Origin of the sequence: Chryseolinea sp. T2 (genome assembly GCF_037203685.1) — a bacterium.
Taxonomy (GTDB): domain Bacteria; phylum Bacteroidota; class Bacteroidia; order Cytophagales; family Cyclobacteriaceae; genus Chryseolinea.
In genome coordinates, this window is sequence record NZ_JBBCAU010000007.1 from 400,714 (window position 1) to 422,867 (window position 22,154).

The following is a 22,154-nucleotide window of genomic DNA, read 5'->3' on the forward strand; positions in this document are numbered from 1 at the left end:
ACCAGGGTCGATAAGCCGACCCTTCCAAAAAGAAGTTGACGCACTCAATAGTTCACACATTTCGAGACAAATTCGTGTGATGTATATACGACAGCAATCACCAGCACGATTGCACTCACACATAGTATAAGCAGATATTCCCGTGATTCTGCTCGCTTTTCAAGCTTCCTTTCAATGAGCAGGTTAAGACCCATCATTACCGCCAGAAAAGGGATGTAGCGCAGAACTAGTTCGCCAATATTCTCTGATAATTTAATTGAGATACCATCACAATCCGGGCGACGAAGCATCAGCGAATTTACTACAACAGCCACGAGACACATAACGAAAAGGCCTGCCAGGTTCAGAATGTATTTAATGATTCTGGCAACGACCCCACTTGTTTTCATTTCCTGGCGAACTGATAATCTTACTATCCCCTTACTCCAGATGTTAAATATAAACAGTGTCCGTCTAATTTTTTTGTTTCTTTCCGTATGGTCGGGCAAGCCACTTTTTGGTCAATCCTCAGACACGCTCTCCTATCCTTATAAAATAGAGGGTATCATACGAGATGACCTTGGCAATAGATTGCTCTGGAGCGAACATCATCAGTAAAGGCGATGGTAATATTGTGGAAAAAGAACAAGATTTATAAGAGTAATTCTTGCCCTGAAGCAAGCAGAAACTGAAGCGAACATTCAGTTAAAACAATAAAGCCTTCAGTATTTACCTGAAGGCTTTACAAATATCAATGAGCTGCTCTTCTATACTCCTTTCTTCCTAAAGCTAATCCCCGCGAGTACATTCATCGCGGTCTTCGACCCAACAAGATATCCGGCATCTATAGAAGGTCTGTAGTGAATACCTCCATACAGCCTTGACAAGCCTGCTTCTTTGCCTGCATCGTTAATGCTTTTGAAGTTGCGCGGCGCGAATCCGAGGTCGTCATAGGTATGATCGGTAAACGCAACGTTGTCGCCAAGCGCGTTTGTCAGTGCTGTTGCCGCTGCCATCGACACCGACGCGTGGGCTGCAGGATACTCGGGATGCGCGGGCGTAACGATCAGCGGGTTCCATTCTGTATGACCCATGTGCTTCTGAATGTAGGTAACAGGCCGCAACACGTTGTAGGTATACTTTCCTTTCCACGTTGCGTTAAAGGCATCCATCAGAGCGATGTTCATCTTGACATAGGCGACAGTTCCGGTCATGAGAGACAATTGCTTTTGAGGAACCAGCTGGCTGAAGATCGATGCCCAGTGGCCACCGGCCCCATAGTATTTGCCATCGGGAAAGTCATCCCAGAAAAGGGCCATCGACTTCTGCGCGTCCGTGAGTTTAAGGGAAGTCTGATAAACCTCATCGACCATTGCATAAAATGTAGAACCTGGATCGGCAGAGAATTTTGTCGGAGGCACAGGCAATGTATTTTCTGTGCTATTCTTCACGCATGTACGGTTGTTATAGGCATAGGGTGCGGCCGGTGCCGAAAAGGCCGGCGGTGTTGGTTCCCACAGGCCATCGCCTTTAGGGATTTCGTAAGTGGGCCAGGTTTTGGCTGAACCATCTTCTTTAGCCCAGGACAGAATGTGTGACGCAACGGTTGCCCCATGGTCCGCCCCGGCTTTGATGCTTTCAGCACTAAAACCATTGCGCTCAAATACACCCTGATAGTATTTTTCCAGCGAGTCAATTTTGTGAGCTGCCGGGCTTGAACCATAAAATGACCTCAGCACAGAAGCCATGGCTGCATTGGCACCAGCCTGCCAGCAGAGCTTCTTGTCGGATGCTGCAGCGGGCACAGGCTCGAGTCCCTGCAGCTGTCCGGCCATGGTTAGATAACCTTTGTCGCCGCTTAAGATTGTTTCATAGACGGCAATGCTGGCGTATCCCTGGTGGCGGAAAATCCCGCCCTGACTTAAGCCCTTCGTGGCTCTGATCAGCTTCAGGTGAACGCCGATCCAATCCGTGAGTAGCTTTCCGCTTTCAGGATCTGAGATTTTCTCAGTTTTGGAAACGCGGACAGATTCAAAGCCCGACATTACTACGAATGTGAGGGCCATAAGACAAAAGAACCGATATCCTTTTTTCATAACGTTGTTGTGGGAGTTGATGAATCGAAGGTAGGAAGGTCGTTCGTGCCGGACTTTGCTAAAAGGATCAAAAGAATTGCTGGCAGGATCAACTATTGAATTGGGGAGCTTAGCTTTTGCGAACTATGCGCAGTACCTAAGCGATCGGCAAGTGCATGGCCGGGATTTCCTTTCGGAAATGGAGAGGTGACTTTCCATATTTCTCCTTGAACACACGACTAAAGTGCGAGTTGTTTTCAAAGCCGCTTTCAAAAGCAATTTCGTTCACGCTTTTCGACGTCGAGTTCAGCAGCATGATTGCGTTTTCCAGGCGCTTGTTAAGCAACCACTTGCCAGGCGTGGTATTATAGATGGTTTTGAATTCGCGTTTAAAGGTTGGCAAACTGCGCAAAGCGATCTTCGCGAAATCTTCCATTGCAAGGTTATACAGGAAGTTGTCTTCCATAACGTCCGGGATAGACGGGCGTTCATGCAACTGAATGTTGTTGGCCATCGCGAGTACATCCTGATTGCGCGGATTGTACATAACGTTGAGCAGCAGCTCGCGAAACTTCAACTCGAGGATGCTCTCAGAGGGAGGATCCTGAAAGTAGGCTATCATCGACTGGAAGAAAGCCCTGGTTGAAGGAGTAACATCGAGCTTTACAATCGGATCAATTTCCTGAAGGGGTTGTCGGGTGACCGGCAACTGAGAACGATTTTCGCTGATCACAGATTTTAGGTAGGAATCCGGAATGAAGAATGCCATTACGCAGTGCTCAACGTTCTCGAACTTTTCGAAGAGGTAGGCGCCCTTTCTTCCGAAGATGGCAATGTCGCTGTTCAGGTACCAGCTCTTGTCGCCCTTGTGAATTCTCTTCGCGCCACTGAACGTATAGGAAATGAAATTGTGCTGTGAATAGAATTCCTTTTTAAGGTCCACCTGCGGACAATTGTAATACGCGAACAGCAAGTCCTTGCAGGTCAGCTGCCGGTAATGTGCAGGGTTGTTTACAATGTCTTCGTAAAAGTTGACGGCGGTCATGCTATCTAAACTTAACGAATCCAAAGGAATAAAAAAAGAGTTCCAACTTCCAGCCAGCTGAGATCGGCGGCTGATTAACTGTCTTATTTATGCAACTCAAATCCGTCAAGTATTGCCGCTTTGAGCACTTCAATATTAATGTCTCCGAGCTTTTTGAACTTTATGCAATAGCCCGTCACTCCAGCCTTGCCGATCTTCTTTCCGTACGTTTTTGCCAGGTAAGTCTTGTCATCGATGCCAAGAATATAAACAGAGATGCCAGTTGTATTGGCACTTACACCGATCTGATAAAACTCCCGGGCTTTACCATCGGCGTACTTCCTGGTCTGAAGTCCATACCCGATGTTAGGGTTGGAGACCGTTTTATTCTCACTGTTTTTACCGTCGAGAAACCAGAGCTTACATGCTGGGTTCAGCTCCAGAATTATTTGATGAAGCGCCTGCATATCGCTGAGCTTTGATGCGGGCTGACCAGCTATATGCTTCTTGATTTGGTCCTGGACGTTCATAGCGATGGACAATGCTTTTTGCTTTTCAACGGGACTATCCAAGTTAAAGAACAAGGTCAACATGCTGTTGATTTGAGCATGAAATATGTACTGCGATACGGACCGTCTATGGGTCTGAAGTTATATTAGAATACTGTTGCTCTGGGCAATTAAAGCAAACGTATCGATCAGTTATACTTTGCGTATAACTTTGGGAACAGGTTTTTCAAATCATCGCCATCCTCCTGCCATTGTTTCCCGGTCGGTTCGAAATTCTCCTCGTACGGACGAGGCATCTCCGCTCCGGTCAGCTCCCCGAATACTGTCGGGGCAACATATCCCAGTCCTTCCCATTCCTCACCGACTTCCACATCGATTAGTGTCTCCGGATCTTTAATTGTCTTGTAATAAAAGTCCTGCCCCTGTCCTATCACCCACTCCCGGAAATCACCAAAGCTGTCGTCGCCACACCCGCCATGAATAATGTAAATGGCGCCCCAGAGCTTCCAGGTGTTGGCTTCACCGCGAAACGACCTGAATCTATTGTCGAACTTAATAATCTCCTCCGGAGTCAGCTTACCAAGCTCCTGCGACAGAACTTCCTGCTGCTGTTCAAAATCGTCAAGGGACTGATCTTTTGTTCTCTGGATTATCCTCCAGAATTGCTCCTCGTCCATTGGCGTGGTAGAAGCGATAAAGTCTTTGGGTTTTGAAGGTTTTTTATCCTCTTCACCTTTGCCACCAAATAGTTTATCGAACAGTCCCATGATGTTTCTGCTTTATAATGAAAATACTCTTTGCGAACAGCCTATTTCAGTTTTCGCTCTTTCAAAAGAGTCTCCAGTTCCTGATTGTCGTACTTCGGCTTGTTGATCAGCCTGTAAGCAAAGAACAAAGGGATCAACGTAAGAAATCCCCAACTGTTTTTCATCACGCTGTAAAACACTACACCCAATAGAAACCCAACTAACACAGCATTCATCAAAGCTGTTGATTTTCTCTTCTTTTCCTCTTTTAACAATTCTTCGTCCGTTAGTTCCGACAGGTTTCTCTGTTTCATTCCCGTTTTATTTACAATATATAGTTTCCCTCCCGAAAGGATTTCGAATATTTAATCTTCAACTCGTTCCAGAACGTGTTTCATACTATTCCGACCTCCCATAGGTTCAATAAGTACTATCGTCGCGTTGGTCATGTTGACTATTTCAATATCCGCAGTATCAATTTCCTCATTACGCGAAAACTTAATGTACCAGCGCATTAACTTCTTATTATTGAGCACAGAAAAGCTACCATGTGCTTCTTCGATATTCTCATGTTTAACTTCAGGCTTGCCCCGTTGAAAGGTGGAGTCGCTGTTAAAGACATAAATATATCGCAGATAATTCTTAGCAAGAGCAATGGTGTCGGGCACGTGTTGCCCTTTTGAATTTTCCGCCGGAATGTAAGTGGCATCCACAACTTTCCATTTGCCAAAAATGTTATTGTATTCCGGGATCGCGTGGTTGTTTTTATCCTTGCAGCTGGCGAGCATCAGTCCGATGGAAGCAAGGCATCCAATGGCTAAACGATATATGTTCCTAATTCGTGTCAAGGTTCAGGTCTGCTTGCCGTCAACGTTACTAATCGCTGTTCTGCCAAAGTAATCATTAATCAACAAATGACCTATTCATACCATCATACGCGATGGTAGTCGGGACGCCAGTTTTTCACGGCGCGTTTTATTTCATCCGGTTTCATGTTCTGTTCTAACGCCCTGGCCGTCAAGGCAACAAATTCTTCATCCGAGGCAAACCGAAGCGCAATAATTTGAGGAAGCGAAAGACTTTGATTCAGCCTTTGGCCGGTGAGTATGAAATACCTTAGATTTTCTTCGGCCCGTATCGCCCTGTCCTGAGCTCTGATAGCAAATGATCGGGCGTGTAGGCCTATGCTCGTTATTGCCAACGTCATCACAATAATCAGCAAGGCCAGCAACCAGGGACTGGCAACGAAGAGATAGACGACTGACCCTATCAGCAAAACCACCAGGGCACCCAGGGTGAGGAAATGGAACGATGGAACTAAGTGTCGATGATTGGAGTACTCCTGCTTTACTTTGCTCATATACTTCGTTTATGTTGGTATGCCTGATTCGTATAAATCTGCCCGGCACTACGTAGACGCATTAATCACGCTGATATTTTATCCAGTGGCCTGAAAATTTCGCTCACTTCCGCTCCATTCTGTCCCTCATCTCCAATACCGTCAAGCTTTTAAAGCTAACAGGAAAGTTTATTGTCACCGAGAGCCCAAGAGCGTCAAAGGAATCTTCATATAGAAGATCCTTGTTACTGAACGGTATACAATACCGTCCTGACACAACCACGAAACCAAAAAACGATAATCCTAATTCTGGAGTAAAACTCAATGCAGATCTGTCAAAATCGGTATAGTAAATCAGATTAGCCTTCGCTGTAAAGAATCGAAGAACACTAACCTCATATGCTACCTTTGGTCCAAAGATTTTCTTGTCAAAATCAAGATTGACCTCACAAGCGATTGATGGGCCGGACGTACCATAAAGTTCGCCGGGATGATAATACAAATCCTGATGATACTTTTGTCGCAATATTCCAAGCTCCACATAGTTGCCGGCCTGGTACATGTAACTTGCTTTGACGCTCCATGCGTAGTCCGTCAGCGTTTTACTCAATGCCAGCTTAGTTGTGTCATAACCGTGACCATCATACTGAGCGTAACACTGGATTGGAAAAACCAACAGTGCGACAAATACTATTCTCACCATCACTGCGTAGCCAGGAACTTTCTTCTTAATAAGATTCGCTATTAAATCAACTTTGCACATCGATCGTTACATAAACACAAACAGCTCAAATTAGTCTGGCAATCCCTGCATCAATCCTGCAGTTCATCTAAGAACTCCAACGCTCTGGAGCAGAATGGTATCGCAGTATCATAGATGGGAACATGGTCGCCGCCGGGAATAATCCACAACGCCGCCCCGGGTATAGCGCGACACATGTTTAGGGGAATCTCAATGGGAAAGAAGCTATCGCGATCACCGTGTATAATAAGAGTACGTGCAGTAATGGCTGATAATGTTTGATCGCTGAAGTTCATGTCGTCGTAGTTGTCGTGTAACGCGTTAAACTGAGCAATGAGTTGATGAATCTGTTCATCACCGCGTTTGGCACATTCGCGATACATTTCCCGGACTTGCTGTGGCATTGTACTAAATGATGCTCTCCGCATGATGGTCCTGGCCTGATCGGGAAAATAAGTTGTTGTACTGATAAGCACCATTGAGTCGATGCGTCCGGGCTGGCGCGTTGCCATATGCAACAGTATCATTCCTCCGGTACTCATTCCCATTGCAGAGAAGCGATCGATGCCCAACTTGTCAAGCAAAAGAAAGACGTCGGTGGCCGCCTCGCGATGCGTAAATTTGTTACCGGGATTAGTCGAGTAACCATGTCCTCGCAAGTCCACGACGAGCAACCGGTGCTTTTCAGCAAAGTTATCGATAAAGGGAAGCCAGTTCTGCGAACAACCACCAAATCCATGCAGAAGCACCAACGGAGTCCCTACACCATATTCCTCGTAATAAATCCCGACGTCACCTATCTGAAGTGTACGCCCTCGATTGGTTGACGGTTTAGGAGCGTCCTTTGATTCCATTATTGTATCTCTGACTGAGTTTCGAATGTAACATGAGTCACCTCAAATTACGAGTCATTCACTATTTTTTGGCCACTATGCAGACGAAATTCCAGGCCAGTTCCTAAGACACAACCTCAAACATGTCCCTCATTCATTGTGGCAAATATCTGCAGCGTATCATCCGTCGATGCGTAAAGAATTCACCGGATTTGCGTTCGCAACCCTGATGGATTGATAGCCCACAGAGAGCATCGATAAGACCAACATAAAAAGTCCCGAAAAGAGATACAAAGTCCATTGGATGTCTGTGTGAAAGGAATAATCAGCAAGGTAGTTGCTCACCGCGTACCAGGCTATGGGATATCCAATCATTAAACTAACTACCACAAGAAATGTGAAGTCACGGCAAAGCATAAGCGTGAGGTTAACTACGGAAGCGCCCATCACTTTCCTGATTCCTATTTCCCGCGTTCTCCTCTCCGCCGTAAACGACGCGAGACCAAATAGTCCCAGGCATGAAATCAGCACAGCAATGAAAGTAAAGCTTAATGAAAGCTTTCCAATCACCCTTTCAGTTTGATACTCCTTGTTAAATACATCATCAAGGAAAGTGTATTCAAACGGATAATCCGGATTGTGTTTCTTAAACACCTTTTCGATCTGACTGACTTGTTCAGAAACCGGTGTTTGCGCTGAAATTTTGATGAAGTAATGGGAACCAACATTTTCAGAATACATAAAAATCATTGGTTCAATGCCGAATCTCAGATTGTCATTGTGAAAGTCATCCGTAACACCGACAATCCTCCCCTTTCCGTTCCACATTTCCAACGCTGTGCCTATTACATTCTCCGGGCCAAGGCCCATCACTTCGGCGGCCCTTCTGTTAATGATATAATTTGTCGCATCCTGACCTTCGATGAAATTCCGGCCTTGTTGAATGCTTATATTCATGGTTGGAATAAACGCAGCATCACAACGATAGATCTTAAAACTAATGGAAGAATTTTCCGGTTTGCCAGCCCATACCGGATCAGTGGTGGTGATGGGAACGGTGAAAATATTATTCCCACCAAAGGCTATGTTCTTAATCTGTGGTAGTTGAAGAAGATCATTCCTGATTGTATTGTAGTGTTTAATCATTCCCTCATTCTGATTAAGCACGACTACGTTCTCCTTATCAAATCCGAGATTTCTTTTGCCTATATAGGTTATTTGCTTATCCACGGCAATACTCCCGACAATGAGCACGACAGATGTTACAAATTGAACGACAACAAGGGCTTTGCGCAGGCTTGATCCAGTAAGGCCCGATTGGCCATCACCTTTCAGGACCTTCGCCGGGTTAAATCGCGATAAAACAAACGAAGGATAACTGCCAGCCAATACGCCACATGTTATGGTAATTAGCAGTGTCCCAAGTGCAAGTTCGGGATTTGTCAAATCCAGTTGAATCGATTTCGCGGTGACATCATTAAAAAACGGAAGCATCAACTGAACCATAACCAATGCGAACAATAGGGCAATAAATGACATCAGAATCGACTCTGAAATAAACTGAAATATCAGCCCCGGTCTCTGCGCCCCTATTGATTTTCTAATGCCCACTTCCCTGCTCCTGGTTGCCGAGCGGGCAGTAGACAGGTTCATAAAGTTGATACATGCCATTGCCAGAATCAGTATAGCAATTGCACCAAAAAAGTAAATCTGTTGGATCCTTCCACCACTGTTGACTCCGTTACTAAAATTGGCATGAAGCCTTGAGTTAGCATATGGAAACAAGAATGCTGTTGAAGTACATTCAGGGCAATTCTTTTTGATCAGCCCCGAAAGTTTATGATTTACATCGCTACTGTTTGACTTTAACATGACCGCCGTGCGCAGTCCTCCACTTTGCCAATTGCTCGTCCAGGGATTCTCTTTCAGGAACAGTTCAAATGGAACGACAAAATCAAATTGCAGCGTGGAATTAGCCGGCACATCTGCAAAGACGCTTGTAACGGTGAGCTCATAGGCCTGGCCTATTGACACTGATTTTCCAATCGGATCTTCAAGATGAAACAACTTTGTGGCCATGCGTTGTGAAATAGCTACTGACTTGATGTCTGCCAGTGGTTTTACTATGCTGCCTTTTGCAATCGGGAAGCTGAAAATATCGAACAACTCCGGATCGGCGTAGATGCCGGTCTCGTTGTAACTTCTTTCACCATTCTTAATCAACAGCTGAGTCTCGTAGCTGTAGTGAGCTGCCTTTTCTACTTCGGGAATGTTGGCCTCAATTGCTTCCTTCAACCTCGCTGGCGTTGCACGATAAGTCTCGATCCTTCCATCGGGATAAGTGTTGTTCACCATAACGCTGAAGAGCCGCGCAGAATTCGCATGAAACCTGTCGTATGACAGCTCATCCGTTATATAAAGGAGAATGAGGATGCTTGCAGCAATTCCAATAGTAAGTCCGAAAATATTAATGAAAGAGTAGGCTTTGTGCCTTAGCAAATTCCGAAGGGAGGTCTTAAGGAAGTTCGTAACCATCTATCTATAGGCCGGTTGAGTAGCCTGAAGGTATAATAATCGTACCAAAACGCATCCGGCAAATTGGCTCAATTGACGGTAATCATTCACTTAATCTGTTCTTTACCGAACATCCCTTTCCGGATATGAACATCCAGGGCAGGCTTAGTTTCGTAAGCATTTCCACCATCGTTGGAGGCAGTAAGCAATGTCATTCCCCTGCGAGGCGATTCGCCGGTAGCTTGTGCGTTGATCATCCTCAATTTACCATTATGGGTGATATCTGGCAGATCCCAACCAATCATAATACTATAGTTCAACAATCACTTCTTTCAATGAGCTAACATTGGCAAGTAACGGGCTGGTTGACTATCACTCTTGTACGGTTGACATTTTCATTTGCCCGAGTTGTCCGTCCTCCTTAAGCTGGACAACAAAATTGTAGCCTGACCTAACCGGGTTTAATTAAGATAGTCATAACCAAGGCCGACAGAATCGCCCTCCTGGGATAGTATGAGAATGTCACTTCGAAGTCAGGGCTGCCGTCGGAAGGATTGTAACATTGATAGTTCACCTTAGCCATTGCGACCGTATCCGTTGAATCCAGACCAAATTCATTTAGAAAATGCAAGGGCGGCCCTTTAAACACGTCACTATCAATTTTAAGACTTACTTCTTCCTTGTTGTGTAGATTATCCTTATAGTCGTTCTTTATCTCTTTGGACTGCTTCAGATAAGCAATCAAATTCTTCGTCCCCTTGCAAAATAATTCATTGTCTCCCGGAGAAAGACTTTCCAGCGGCTGTGTGGCTCTGCATGACAATAGCATGAGCAATAGTCCCGCAGCAAATTTCAAATGACTTGTGGAAGCTTGCCTATGCATCATTAGCTATGTTGACCAGAACTGGTTGATTAATGAAGTACGTTACCAGATCAGTGTTTGAAAAACTACTAAACCCAGCCTGTCGTAACATCGTCACCAACTGACCACCATGATACGTGGCATGATTCACAGCGTGCGGATCGTAGATGCTAAATGTAAGGGTCGCCGCGAGGAAATGCGCTCTAAGGATCTGTTGTTTCCTTCTGGTCATTTACATATTCAAGGATGTCGCCTGGCTGGCAGTCGAGTGCTTTACAGATGGCGTCGAGGGTACTAAAGCGAATTGCTTTGGCTTTACCGGTCTTTAAGATGGAAAGGTTAGATAAGGTCAGATCGACTCTTTCGGAAAGCTCATTGAGAGAAATCTTTCGCTTTGCCATCATCACGTCTACGTTTACTACGATTGGCATAGCTTAGATCGTTAGGTCATTTTCAGATTTCATGTCGATCGCATTCTGCAGGATCTTTTCGAACACGGCAGCGGCAGTTGCAATTACGATGCAAACAAAGGTCGTAATGATGCACATGGCCAGGAAACCGGCTGGGTCGTCGTCCTTATGATGAGCAATCATGATATATACCCCTGCCAGGACGATCAGTACACCCAGGACCATGGCACAATACTTTATGCTCCGTAAAGAACTAACCGAACCCGGCGAGAATACTTTGTTTTGCCCGATGTATCCCAACAATCTGAACGCCTTGTAAAGCGCCACGAAAAAAGCGATTGATGCCAGATATCCATATATAATGAATGGATCAGCATAAATGCTGAACAGGTCAAGGTTTGCAGCTCTCCCCTCCAATTGAGGAAACCGGATCAGGATGATGAGCGCCACCACGCCAATAAGCACGATGACCCCCTGAAGAAATATCGTAGAAGTTCTCTTCATGATGATTTTGAATGTTTGAATCGCACAGCTAAAGTAATAAATATTTATCGATAAACAATAAATATTTATCCTTTTTTAAAAAACAGGCTCTGGATGGAGCTTTACGCGGCCTTCATGTGTTTCAATGCAGCTTCTTATATTTTCCGTCCTCAAACTCCAGCTGTAGTTCATGTTCTGCATCCCACGGGCGCCTGAAAAATAGTCCGAAGTACCTTGGCTTGGCGCTTTCTTTACTTCCCTGAGAATACTCGACAACGCTGGCATATTTGAACGTTAAGGCCTGGTAAGCTTCCTCCGCCGAATGAATTCCAAAATATTCCCGGTTAGCCCTCTCGCTATTTCCTTTGTGCTTTCTGAGCAACTCATCAGGCACCACCCCGTAGTCTGAAGCTTTGATCACAATTTCATAGTCGGCAAAGATGTCGGTGACTATCTGATCTCTTTCTTCTTTATTGTACCCGATGACATCATTGACACAATCAACCAGGTAGTCTGAGATTACGATTCTATCATCATCAGAGTCTCCGGAAAAAATGAGCACTTTAATATTTGAGGCGAAGAACTTAGAATAGACCTCCAGTTCGAAGTCATTAGGTCCGGTCCGGACCAGATGCTCTAGTATTTCGGATTTGTTCATATCTGAATTAAGGAGTTCAGTTTAGAGGGTCGTAGCCACCTATCAAAAAAACGTTTACTTCTTCCCGAACTCGTCTCTAACAGCTATTGGAGCATAGTGAAGCTGGAAGCCCTTCTCCAACGATTTCCTTATCAAACTTTTGTACTCTAACCATGCCGTTGCCTCATCGGCACAATATCTGATTTCTCCCTCCAACTTCAGTTCGTTCCCATTTGCAATTTCAAAGATGTCCCACTTTGAATAATTCCCAGGGTCCATGAGACAACATACCGTTTGGGGCCTGAGACTTTCAATCAGTGTGATAATGTCACAAACCTGCCGGTTTAGTTTTCGTTTTAACCAGCTTGCGTCCGCAGTATCTGATACATGAAATATATGAATAGTGTCGTTCTGCTTGTCGAGCAGAACGATCTCATTTGCTCCGTACAAGCTACCGATCTGGATAAAGTTTTCGGGGATGTCGGGTCTGAATTCCCGTTCGAAAATTTCAAGCGTTTCCAGGTCGCCAACAAAACGAAACGGTCTCTCAAACTCGTCATCAAACAGACTTCCTGGAATTGCAAGCAAATCACTCCCAAATAGTCGATATGAATGCAACTGTCTGATGTTCTCCGGCAGCAACTGCAAATCTTTATCAGTCAATTCGGACCCTCTTGAATACTTATCGATTTTCTGCTCGAGCGATTTTAGAAAGGCTTTCATTTTTCGGCTTTAGCTGTCGCCTTGAACTGACTCAGCGGCTTAAATAAGAAATAGGATCGAGGTAAAACATCTTCTTCCACCCTTGCTTCGCCGCATCGGCTCTCCAGGGGTATGGAATCAAAGTCATTATCGAATAGTGCAGATGAGGCGGCTTTCCCTTTGCATTTCCGGTCGTTCCAACTGTTCCGATTCTCTCACCTTTACTGGTCCAGGATAGAAGGCCGGTTTCAATGTTCTGCAAGTGCGCATAGTAATGGAGTCGCCATTTTGGTCCTAGTATAACAACGACCTTTCCGCCTCTTTCAATTTCTCCTTTGAATAGCACCAGTCCACCAGTAGATGAATTGACTCTTGTACTTTCTTTGGCAAAAATGTCGACGCCCTTGTGCGTTCCATACTTGCCCCAGGGATAATACCAAAACGACTTCGGATTGTAACTGCCTTTGTCGGCCTTATCAACGGGATTGTCTAAATGCTGCGGAACCATGAGTCCAATGATCAGGACAATCAAAATACCCAATCCAAATAACTTCTTCTTAGTAGTATATACCATTGACGGTAAACGATGCTTCTTTAATTCCGCAATTACGCGACTTGCTCCAGGATGCATCTGTTGTAGCAAGATAGCATCCAGTCAGCTATTCCAATAAAAACGAAATATCAGAGATGAATACGCCAAGAAAAAGCAACATCAGGATGCAAAAGAACACATGACCAATGGTGTACTTAACTCTCAGTTTCCTATGCCCTTCGTTTTCTTTATAGCTCTTCCAGCTGTAGTAAAGTCCCAACGGTGCAAGCACAAATAAGCTCAGTATTGGCAGGCCGACGAGAAGATCCACCAGGTCCGTTAGTGCGCTATAATTCAGCAGTAGGTAAGGCCTGATGAAAATCGAAACTATAATAGCAAACACAATTAACCCACCATAGATCTTGTAAAGCTTTGCCGACCTTTTAAGGAATTTGGCCTGGACGTTTCTCTGAGTATCAATTATCTCGTTCATGTATTATTCGGCGTAGCGCCGTAATTCGGTAGTATCGTCAAGGTGTGGGGCACACTCTGAAGCAAGGCTCAATTGACGAAGCCCGTAGTGCTATTTGCTGACAAATGTATCGATATATGTTCCTCTCGCAGTCGGGAATTGCAGCTTCATTTCGGTCTCGGTAAGCGATAGTATTTCGTAGGTGCCGTCGAAAAAGGTCAGCCACTTGCCATCGTTTTCAATATTCCAGTTTGAATTTTCCTTATCGGGGAAACCATCGGTGCAAGTATTTGATTGGTTCTGTCTTGATACCTGCCTGGTCCGCTTAAACGTCCAATGATCATCCTTCACGCAATCCGAGAGCGTTTCCGTTCCACTAATGGTGCTGGATACAATCAGCCATGTCTTACTATCCGATCCGGCGATCAATTGTTCAACTATCTCCTCCCTGGAAGGCTCATCATCATCTTTGTCGCACGCAGTAAGGGTTAATGAAATAATTAGGCTCAATACAGCGTAAAACCCCGTCGCCTTCAATAGTCTCAGAACTTTCATGATTTTCATATCACCTGACGTCCAACGGCTAACTCCGGATCCTGCGCCAAAACTGATTAGTAGAATGAAGCGAAGACAGCGTTAGCATGGCACAACTTTATCGTGTTAAAGTGGCTTGAAAGATAGTGCTTTTCGGAATAACCAAATGAGCCAGGGCTCGGGGAGGCGTGTTAATTTGCCTTCGACTTGTAAAGAATACTCTCGGATGTAAGGTCTTATGGGAAAAGGTTGCCTGTTCCTTTATTCTGGCTGATTCTCAAATGTCAATCAAACAGAAGAAGTGAAAGGCAATGCAGACAGTGTTTATTCTGCTGCATTGCCAAACGGTTCTGGCGCGGAAGGAAACTCGCCTGGCCGGGGAACTAGCCTTCGGCCTGACGCCAAACATCAAGGCATGTTGTTGGGTTTCTTCTTTGTAATAGAAACGTTTCCTATCGCGTAGATCTTGGCTCCCGATGTTCCTTGATTCGAAAAACTTATTTGCGGTCTGGCCGGGTTGAGGAACGAGGTCGCGTTAGTGGTAAGCATATTCTTGTTCTGCACTGTTATGGCAGGTCCTGTTTCCTTAAAGATCGTGACGTTGTACTTCAGCTCTCCGGCAAACGTGGTGAACACAATGGTGTGTACCTCATTGCCTACATTTCCGATGATGTCTTCCGTTACATAGGTAAGGTCGCGGGTCAGGGCAACATCTCCGTTTGTATGTATCGTTAAACGCGCGATGGGATGACCACCACCATCCGAGAGGTCCATGTACACATCACTGGACGCGTTATTATTCTGCGCCGAGAACATGAACCATACGGTTTGAGTCAGATCGGTAGAAGCACCTTTAAACGAGATGCCCTTCTGATGACCCGAGATATCGGCAATTGGAGCAAGCGAAAAGTGAAGCGCCTTACTTCCAGCGATTGTCGAGTTCTGAACTTTCAGTCGCGGTTCCATCTCAGTGACATAAAGAAGCTCATCGCCAGTGGGGTCACCTGGTAACGTCTTGTTCGGAGAGCTTCCAACGGCATCCTCCTCGAAAGAGGCCTGCAGGAGTGCAGTGGATTTACACGACGCGAGTACGCTGCATAGCACAGCACCTGAAAATAGAAGGCTGAGGGTTTTCATTGTTTTAGTATTTATATGGCACACAATTAGAAGTATGAGTCAACGCACTTCTTAACAATACTGGTCCCGTTACAATGGCCTGAACGGGTTAACTGAACTGGTAATCAAAATTACATTGCAGCAGGGCGCTGCGAAATCCCAGTTTAAATGTATTTATGTACCTGATTCGCGTGAGTGATTTATAAATGCTATCTCAAAACAATTCTTCTCTTCTGCGAATATATTGTAGCTCGTGTTCAACGGCGAGTCCTTCAAACTTCTTAGTGATCTTCAAACAATCAGCTTTCTGGCCGAAGCCTACCTCTCATCATACTCACCGGTCTCGTGAAAAAATTCAAATATCCGATTCTGAAGCTTGTAATCGCTGTCACGCTCCAATATTAAGTTCAACGAATCGCCGATTCCGTTTTCAGCGATCACTACGGATTTGAAGGTCTCCGGATATCGCGCGGAGTACTCATTCTGTATATAAAACTTCGGAATCGGCAGTAGTCTAAAATTCTTTGTCTCCAAAGACTTCCGCACGTAACTATCCTTAAACATCTTAGGAAAGATTACATTAAGCTCGATTTCCTTTTCACTAAACTCATCATTTCCCTGGTGAACACTCTTATCAAACACAGGATCGGATTTCTCAAGTCGCTCTGCTTTTGCGAAATAGTATTTGTCTTCTGAAGATTCCTGATAGGTCAGCTTTGAACTGAGCTTTGTGCTAAATGTTCGTGCGGACTTTCTGTTGTATTCTTCCTGATCAATCTTGATGTTCAACAATTGCGCTGAGTTAAAGGCCATTTGATTTGGCAAGTACTTTTCCAGCGCATCCTTTACGTATTGATTTACGATAAACTTACCATGAACCGAATAAGAATATAAATCAAAGTCCGAAACGAGCTCAAATTTGTTCGGATAGACCGTCACTCCAAAATGAAGACCTTTATGCTTGTCCGCAATTGAGTCTTTTGCCTGCAAATACTCTTCATAGTTAGATATCTTCCCATCGAACACTCCAAAGCCTCTGACCTTTAAACTCTTAAGGCTATAAAAGTATTCCTGGCCTGAAAACCTCAAGTCCTTAACAAGCCTGTCGTGTTCAATTTGAAGTATAAAATATTTCGTCGGAGTGGTTAGTTTCTTCATCTTTAAATTGACGGCATGGTAAACATGCCCTGGCAATTTAAATTGCTCTAAAACCGACCTGACACTCTCGCTCACGAGCAACGTTGTGTAATAAGAAGTCGCACTTAATCTTGGTACCTCATAAAGCCTGTCTGGCCCCTCCTGTAAAGATCCATTTATCAAAGTCAGTTCGTACCCGATATCGCACAAATCTCTATCCTCATTAAAGACTTCAAAAGGGTTGTCGCCATCAATCGTAAACTCAGGAGTTAACCCGCTAATGTCAACTTTGATGGGTTCCAGAAAATAATATCGTTGCGAATAGTCGAATCTAGTGCCGAAGATGTTTGATAAACCAGCGTTCTCTATAATAGGTAAGAAGACGCTGTCGTACACTAGCTTTTGATTGCTGTGGAATCGATTCGTATTGAGCACCTGTTCCCACCCACCATCAGGAATACTATTGATCTGCTGGCTGTCGTGATTATTTGCGGGCAACACACGAATATTGTATCGCTCAATCAGGTCTTTATTCAACAGCGGGTTATTTTCGACGACAAAAAGTTTCTTTGAATACTTCTGAATAAAATTGTCAGTGATTGGCAAACTTTTGTTTCGCGCCAGATAGTGCCAGTCAAGTCGCTTTTTAAAATGGTCTATTTTGTCCTCGGTCCAAAGAATACTCTCATTACCTGCAAGTTCGTGCCACACAAACCTCGTTTCGTATCGTTTAAGAAATTCTAAGTCCCACTCTATTGCTGTGTTTTTACTTAATGACTTCCAATCAAGCTCGTATTCGTATTTCTCAATGAAAGACTTGTCCAGCGGATAGTACTCACATGTATGTGAAATGAAAATATCCCAGTACTGCCTTAGGATTGTGTCCGTGTTCATCATGTAGTTTGATTATTATCCGGGGTAAGAGTTAAGATTAACGTGCAGCGCATTTTGCATACTGGGACAGGAAAAGTATAGGCTAGGTGTCTGTAGTTACATCGTCCCATTCCTGGTTCAAATAGTTGATAAGCCAATTCAGAGTATGGTGCCTTTCGAACACTACGCCGTCGTCAAGTCCGCTGGGTGCCTGCTTATCATCCAATCTTGCGCTTACGCAAGCCCAGTGCAGTCTCAGAATTAAGTCAGCCTGATCAAGAATCTCTCTCTTACTTCTCAGCTTTGCCTTTTTCCTGAAGTCCTTCTCTTTGAGTTCGTAAATTATTTTCACATCGCTTGCAACATCACACATTTTATCAGGATAGCTTAATGTGTCTATATATCCCAACGCCCATAACAAAACGTGTAATCCCTCGTATCGCCAGTTTGCATCTACTTTCTGTTGCTCTGTAGGTTGTTCTGCTGTTGCATAGTCTCTCTCTTTTGGCGACAGTTTAGCGCTGATGCCATAGTCTTTGTCCATCTGGTCCAGATCATCCTTGCCAAGCCCTTCGCTCTTTAAACCGATATAACAAAGCGCCAGGGCCCTGTCCACAACTTCCTCCTGGGTTCTGATACCAACCTGTTCATCACTATCAACAAACAGTGAGTTAGGATTCTGATATACCGGTACATTCCTGGATTTGCAATACTCTTCCGACTTTGCCCTTCGTTCCTTCTGCTCTTTTGTGGCTGCAATATTTTCAACTGGTTTTGTCATGGGCTGTTGCAATGCGGTCACTTCAGAATTTTTATCTCCTGAATGGCTGCTGTTGCAACCAAAGAATAGCGGCAAAAGACCCATTGCCAATAACATCGAAAGGTGCTGCAGTTTGAACATGTATCGAAGCTTCCCGATTGCTGATCTTTTATTGTTATTCTCTGTTTGCAATGTGGCAGAGCTCAGCATTGGAGTTTTAGTTTGTGGAGGCTCATATTTGATATTCTTCAACAACAATTCTGACATAGCTAAATAATTTCACGCGACAAATAAGTCCGGGTAGCGCTTACGTGATATGCAAGTTACACTGCTCTCACAATCGCGACTTACCTTGTCTGTAAGTCCTTTGTTTGTTATGACCTCCTCAAGCCTTTTACAATTTTCAAAATCTGTCTCACTAACCTCGTAAAGGTTGCCGTCTCTTCCGCCAGAAAATGTGAAATTGATATTCCTGTTCTCAACCCAACAGAAGCATTTAGTACCATGGATTTCAATATGCTTAGGTTGTTCGTATTCCGGAAACTCCCTGATCTCACTTTTAAAAGCTGAATACTCGCCGGAGGTGTATGGCTTTCCCGGAATTGGTTTTGGATGGTCCTTTGGAATTGATTTCAATTCAATGTTTAGTCTTGCAAAGATGTTTAAGAGGTCATGTTTGTCTTTGCAGGTTAGCGCCAATATGAATTCGTCGCCATCATTTGCATGTCCGCCCCAGGCCCTTTTAAAATACGAGTATTTCAGATTATTGATCCATCTTCTAATTTCCGCTTCCGGGTGACGTTCGAACAACCAACCATTAGGAAGCCTCTGAATATCCATGCCTGTGATTCTGATTTCGCTATTTATTCGTCGCTGCCGATTGAAGTGACCTGTAATAAAGACCTGTCAACGCCTCCATATTTACTCTGGCGAATGAAGCACTAATAACTACAGTTCTACCTCCTGCCCGTACAGCCAATCGCTGTTGTCGACAGGAACATATTCGCCACTCAGCACTTTCTTAATCCTTGCGACCCTTTCCCGATTAACCTCCCGATCATCGATATAGTGGAGCTTATTCGGAGAGCGAATCATGGCGACCAGCCCCAAATACTCGTCCCAAGTCAGATCCTTGAACGATTTAGTTAAATAGGTATTGGCAGCATTCTCAAATCCTTTTACTGACTGGCCATTGTGTTGTCCCAGGTAGACGTCGTTGATAAATAGCTTTAGAATAGTGTCTTTAGGAGTCATGGGGTCAAATGCAAACCTGGCAATGAGGCTTTGTTCGATCTTTTGAAGTCCTGGCTTGAAGTTGTCGAAGTAATACATCTTTACCAGGCCCTGGCTTATCGTAGTGACGCCCGTCCCTGGAGTTGAGACATCAAAACCTTTGTGTGAGTAGAAATTTTGATCCTGAATTCGTAAGAGTGCGCGCAGTTGATTAGCTGAAAAGTCACTTAGCTCAAGCTTCATGCGTTCTGAACTCAATGCCTTGTGAACTATGGTTGGTGTCTTTGCACGGGCATTGTAGATCACAACCGTGTAGTATAGCAGGACCGACACAATAGCGAAGCCGATGAGTGATGCAATCTTTCGTATAATATTCATTTGTTTCAGATACTGTATCATATTTGATGTCAACGGCCAATACTCACAACGTTATAACTAATCAAAAATGTATAATACTGCACTGATGCCTGCAACCAGTCAATTAACAATTGAGGTTTCAAACTTAACTCATTTAAGTTGCTCTGCGACAATAACTAACCTCTGAGCAAAGTCCGCATATGCGTAAACAGTTATCCCCAAAATTTCCACCAGGGCTTTGCCTGGTTAATTGGCTTCTCCTGGCTAATTGTTTTTACCTGTCCTGACCTAGTATTAATTTCAGGTGAAAGAGTTAGCTCCTTCGTCCATATCTTATAAATGCGGCCTTTGGCATTTCTATCGTCATCCAATGGATAGGGCAATCTACACTTTCGCAAAAAATCCAGCAATTGCCAATCTTCATTTGCAAACTCATCGTCATCATAGGCTTTTTGACTTTCTTCCGCATTAAGATCCCAGCGAATCAAATAATGTTCGATTTCGGCCGGCGGAAGTCCAATATGCTTAGCTACAACTGATGCGCTACCCTTCCAACTTTGGATTTCTGATTCTGAAACACCATCGTCCCAATAGTCCGGAATAGGATTAAATTGATCAAGTACTTGCCCATTTAAGTACAAGACATACATCCACAAATCACCATCGTGAATATGAAATGAAAAAACGGGCGCATTTAGTTCTTTTGATAAAAATTCAGAGGACCTGTCCCATTCAATATAATCGAATGGGTATAATACAGTAGTGTTGTGGTTAGACTCTTGAATAACACAACAATTCTTGTCGTCAGTTGTCAACTCAGCTTCCTGAAGCCCACCATCAACGCTGGCTGCATATCGAGCGAGGCTATCGCGAACCTCATCTTGCGTTCGACCTATAACCCCTGACAATGAAAGAAACATTCCCATATAATGATCCAATTTAATAGTTTATCCACAACGGTGCTTATGTGTTTATGAGGGCGCTATTCTGACCCTGCCTATAATTCGCCCTTATTGCTGTTCTTTTCCAGCAATAGTTCAACTGAAAAGGGAAGATTTTGCCTTTTGTTTTAAGCAGTCTGTTGTCAAATTTGCAGGAGAATGCTTGCCGAGTAACACGCCTTAATCCAACGGAATAAACTTTCCTTCGCTTATCTGACCTGCTTTCACCGTATAAAGTGTAATACCCGATCGCATCTCAATAGCACCTTCTCCCCCATTGCCCACCACAGCAGCCGCCTGTTCGAAGCGGGTCTTTTGTCCGGTTGACTCGAAGTTGAATACCTGCCTGGAATGGAAATGACCGGCTAACGAAATCGGATAAGGGTGAGTTTGAAGAATAACCAACAACTCCTGAGCATTGGAAACTACATGCCGGTAATGCAACTTACCTTTTTGTCTTTCCAGGGAACGACCAGGCCCCTCCTCTTCAAAGTTGGAAAGGCTCATGCCTCCTGAAAACATCGGCATGTGCGCAAAGGTGACAACCGGAACAGCTGAGGGGACCGCAGCCAAATCTTTCTTCAACCACTCTACCTGTACAGAATCAACATGCCCATAATACCAAAGATCTTCGAAGTCCACATCGTCCAGGGCAATGAAGTGAATGCCACCAAAGTTGAACGAATAATAATTCGGACCCAGATAATGATGAAACATTTTCTTTCCGTACAACGGATTCTTCTTGCTCACCAGGGACGACTGTCGTTCAATACCGAAGTTTTCGTGATTACCGGCGGCACTCCACACCGGCATGGTAAATTTTTTACTTTCGCGTACATACATTTCGTACAAAGAAGCCGCTTCGCTCTCAGGTACTCTCAACGCATCCTTAATCAGGTCTCCAGTCACCAACACGAACTCGGGCTTGAGTGAATCTGCTAACACTTTCAAACGTTGAGTGCGATTCAAACTTGCTTCACTGATATGTGTATCGGAAGCATGAACGAATCTGAACTCAAGGGGAATGGTAATTTTGGTAAGTGGAAAGTCCCACGTGCTGCGGGTACCGGTAGTTGTTAAATAGTATGATTTGTTTGCTTTGTAACCATCAGGTACGCTGATGACAACAAATCCATATCCTTTGGCATCCAGTTGATACAGTCCCTCGGCATTGGTTTGCACCACATCAAACTGATCCGACACGGCTACACCCCTGATGCCCTCCTCACCTTTGTCTCTTACTCCGTTGCCATTCTTATCATGAAATACATAACCTGACGTTGCTATTGCCAACGCGGAAAGTGAGAAAAGATGCATGAGAATGATAAGTGCAAAGCGGCTCAT

General features: G+C 44.4%; 28 protein-coding genes. All 28 read right to left on the minus strand.

The genetic code is table 11. From position 1 onward, the window contains the following. Positions 1 to 44 precede the first annotated feature (44 nt). The 28 genes from WBG78_RS22960 to WBG78_RS23095 all read right to left on the minus strand — a co-directional run bounded on the left by WBG78_RS22960 (position 45) and on the right by WBG78_RS23095 (position 22,154). Positions 45 to 389: a hypothetical protein gene (locus WBG78_RS22960; RefSeq protein WP_337328842.1), complete on the minus strand. Its 345-nt coding sequence runs from the start codon at positions 387 to 389 to the stop codon at positions 45 to 47. Positions 390 to 746: 357 nt separating this feature from the next. Beyond that, positions 747 to 2,075 carry a vanadium-dependent haloperoxidase gene (locus WBG78_RS22965; protein WP_337328843.1) on the minus strand — a complete coding sequence of 443 codons (1,329 nt, stop codon included), beginning with the start codon at positions 2,073 to 2,075 and terminating at the stop codon, positions 747 to 749. Between the two features lie 136 nt (positions 2,076 to 2,211). Then, complete coding sequence (locus tag WBG78_RS22970) at positions 2,212 to 3,099, minus strand: helix-turn-helix domain-containing protein (RefSeq protein ID WP_337328844.1); 888 nt, start codon at positions 3,097 to 3,099, stop codon at positions 2,212 to 2,214. An 83-nt stretch (positions 3,100 to 3,182) separates the two neighbouring features. After that, a complete protein-coding gene (locus tag WBG78_RS22975; protein WP_337328845.1) occupies positions 3,183 to 3,671 on the minus strand; it encodes a DUF1801 domain-containing protein in 489 nt (162 codons plus the stop codon). Positions 3,672 to 3,775: 104 nt separating this feature from the next. Continuing rightward, the gene (locus WBG78_RS22980; protein WP_337328846.1) at positions 3,776 to 4,354 is read right to left on the minus strand and encodes a DUF4240 domain-containing protein; all 579 of its coding nucleotides are present in this window, start codon (positions 4,352 to 4,354) and stop codon (positions 3,776 to 3,778) included. Positions 4,355 to 4,395: 41 nt separating this feature from the next. Continuing rightward, positions 4,396 to 4,647 (minus strand): FUSC family protein, encoded by a 252-nt coding sequence (locus tag WBG78_RS22985; RefSeq protein ID WP_337328847.1) that lies wholly within the window; start codon positions 4,645 to 4,647, stop codon positions 4,396 to 4,398. A 51-nt stretch (positions 4,648 to 4,698) separates the two neighbouring features. Beyond that, on the minus strand, positions 4,699 to 5,181 hold the full coding sequence (locus WBG78_RS22990) for a hypothetical protein (protein WP_337328848.1): 483 nt from the start codon (positions 5,179 to 5,181) through the stop codon (positions 4,699 to 4,701). Positions 5,182 to 5,264: 83 nt separating this feature from the next. Continuing rightward, complete coding sequence (locus WBG78_RS22995; RefSeq protein ID WP_337328849.1) at positions 5,265 to 5,693, minus strand: DUF6526 family protein; 429 nt, start codon at positions 5,691 to 5,693, stop codon at positions 5,265 to 5,267. Between the two features lie 103 nt (positions 5,694 to 5,796). Beyond that, on the minus strand, positions 5,797 to 6,435 hold the full coding sequence (locus tag WBG78_RS23000) for a hypothetical protein (protein WP_337328850.1): 639 nt from the start codon (positions 6,433 to 6,435) through the stop codon (positions 5,797 to 5,799). Between the two features lie 50 nt (positions 6,436 to 6,485). Continuing rightward, positions 6,486 to 7,268: an alpha/beta fold hydrolase gene (locus tag WBG78_RS23005; RefSeq protein ID WP_337328851.1), complete on the minus strand. Its 783-nt coding sequence runs from the start codon at positions 7,266 to 7,268 to the stop codon at positions 6,486 to 6,488. Positions 7,269 to 7,427: 159 nt separating this feature from the next. Then, positions 7,428 to 9,782, minus strand: a complete 2,355-nt coding sequence (locus WBG78_RS23010) for an ABC transporter permease (RefSeq protein WP_337328852.1) — start codon at positions 9,780 to 9,782, stop codon at positions 7,428 to 7,430. Positions 9,783 to 9,868: 86 nt separating this feature from the next. Then, complete coding sequence (locus tag WBG78_RS23015) at positions 9,869 to 10,066, minus strand: hypothetical protein (RefSeq protein ID WP_337328853.1); 198 nt, start codon at positions 10,064 to 10,066, stop codon at positions 9,869 to 9,871. Between the two features lie 146 nt (positions 10,067 to 10,212). Then, the gene (locus tag WBG78_RS23020; RefSeq protein WP_337328854.1) at positions 10,213 to 10,647 is read right to left on the minus strand and encodes a hypothetical protein; all 435 of its coding nucleotides are present in this window, start codon (positions 10,645 to 10,647) and stop codon (positions 10,213 to 10,215) included. After that, the gene (locus tag WBG78_RS23025) at positions 10,637 to 10,855 is read right to left on the minus strand and encodes a DinB family protein (RefSeq protein WP_337328855.1); all 219 of its coding nucleotides are present in this window, start codon (positions 10,853 to 10,855) and stop codon (positions 10,637 to 10,639) included. The genes WBG78_RS23020 and WBG78_RS23025 overlap by 11 nt, the downstream gene beginning before the upstream one ends. Continuing rightward, on the minus strand, positions 10,827 to 11,054 hold the full coding sequence (locus WBG78_RS23030; RefSeq protein WP_337328856.1) for a helix-turn-helix domain-containing protein: 228 nt from the start codon (positions 11,052 to 11,054) through the stop codon (positions 10,827 to 10,829). The genes WBG78_RS23025 and WBG78_RS23030 overlap by 29 nt, the downstream gene beginning before the upstream one ends. A gap of 3 nt (positions 11,055 to 11,057) precedes the next feature. After that, entirely contained in the window at positions 11,058 to 11,537 is a 480-nt protein-coding gene (locus WBG78_RS23035; protein WP_337328857.1) for a DUF2975 domain-containing protein, read from the minus strand. A gap of 121 nt (positions 11,538 to 11,658) precedes the next feature. Further along, on the minus strand, positions 11,659 to 12,174 hold the full coding sequence (locus WBG78_RS23040) for a DUF6985 domain-containing protein (RefSeq protein ID WP_337328858.1): 516 nt from the start codon (positions 12,172 to 12,174) through the stop codon (positions 11,659 to 11,661). A gap of 54 nt (positions 12,175 to 12,228) precedes the next feature. Next, positions 12,229 to 12,876 carry a hypothetical protein gene (locus tag WBG78_RS23045; protein WP_337328859.1) on the minus strand — a complete coding sequence of 216 codons (648 nt, stop codon included), beginning with the start codon at positions 12,874 to 12,876 and terminating at the stop codon, positions 12,229 to 12,231. Positions 12,877 to 12,907: 31 nt separating this feature from the next. Next, positions 12,908 to 13,429: a M23 family metallopeptidase gene (locus tag WBG78_RS23050; protein ID WP_337328860.1), complete on the minus strand. Its 522-nt coding sequence runs from the start codon at positions 13,427 to 13,429 to the stop codon at positions 12,908 to 12,910. A gap of 85 nt (positions 13,430 to 13,514) precedes the next feature. Then, positions 13,515 to 13,880: a hypothetical protein gene (locus WBG78_RS23055; protein WP_337328861.1), complete on the minus strand. Its 366-nt coding sequence runs from the start codon at positions 13,878 to 13,880 to the stop codon at positions 13,515 to 13,517. 90 nt (positions 13,881 to 13,970) lie between these two features. Next, positions 13,971 to 14,414 carry a lipocalin family protein gene (locus WBG78_RS23060; RefSeq protein ID WP_337328862.1) on the minus strand — a complete coding sequence of 148 codons (444 nt, stop codon included), beginning with the start codon at positions 14,412 to 14,414 and terminating at the stop codon, positions 13,971 to 13,973. A gap of 387 nt (positions 14,415 to 14,801) precedes the next feature. Next, positions 14,802 to 15,530: a hypothetical protein gene (locus WBG78_RS23065; RefSeq protein WP_337328863.1), complete on the minus strand. Its 729-nt coding sequence runs from the start codon at positions 15,528 to 15,530 to the stop codon at positions 14,802 to 14,804. A 297-nt stretch (positions 15,531 to 15,827) separates the two neighbouring features. Then, on the minus strand, positions 15,828 to 17,543 hold the full coding sequence (locus WBG78_RS23070; protein WP_337328864.1) for a hypothetical protein: 1,716 nt from the start codon (positions 17,541 to 17,543) through the stop codon (positions 15,828 to 15,830). Positions 17,544 to 17,622: 79 nt separating this feature from the next. Next, the gene (locus tag WBG78_RS23075) at positions 17,623 to 18,546 is read right to left on the minus strand and encodes a DUF4272 domain-containing protein (protein ID WP_337328865.1); all 924 of its coding nucleotides are present in this window, start codon (positions 18,544 to 18,546) and stop codon (positions 17,623 to 17,625) included. A 12-nt stretch (positions 18,547 to 18,558) separates the two neighbouring features. Further along, on the minus strand, positions 18,559 to 19,119 hold the full coding sequence (locus tag WBG78_RS23080; protein WP_337328866.1) for a hypothetical protein: 561 nt from the start codon (positions 19,117 to 19,119) through the stop codon (positions 18,559 to 18,561). A 108-nt stretch (positions 19,120 to 19,227) separates the two neighbouring features. Beyond that, positions 19,228 to 19,911: a transglycosylase domain-containing protein gene (locus tag WBG78_RS23085; RefSeq protein ID WP_337328867.1), complete on the minus strand. Its 684-nt coding sequence runs from the start codon at positions 19,909 to 19,911 to the stop codon at positions 19,228 to 19,230. A gap of 170 nt (positions 19,912 to 20,081) precedes the next feature. Beyond that, the gene (locus WBG78_RS23090) at positions 20,082 to 20,795 is read right to left on the minus strand and encodes a hypothetical protein (RefSeq protein ID WP_337328868.1); all 714 of its coding nucleotides are present in this window, start codon (positions 20,793 to 20,795) and stop codon (positions 20,082 to 20,084) included. A 195-nt stretch (positions 20,796 to 20,990) separates the two neighbouring features. Next, positions 20,991 to 22,154: a metallophosphoesterase gene (locus WBG78_RS23095; protein WP_337328869.1), complete on the minus strand. Its 1,164-nt coding sequence runs from the start codon at positions 22,152 to 22,154 to the stop codon at positions 20,991 to 20,993.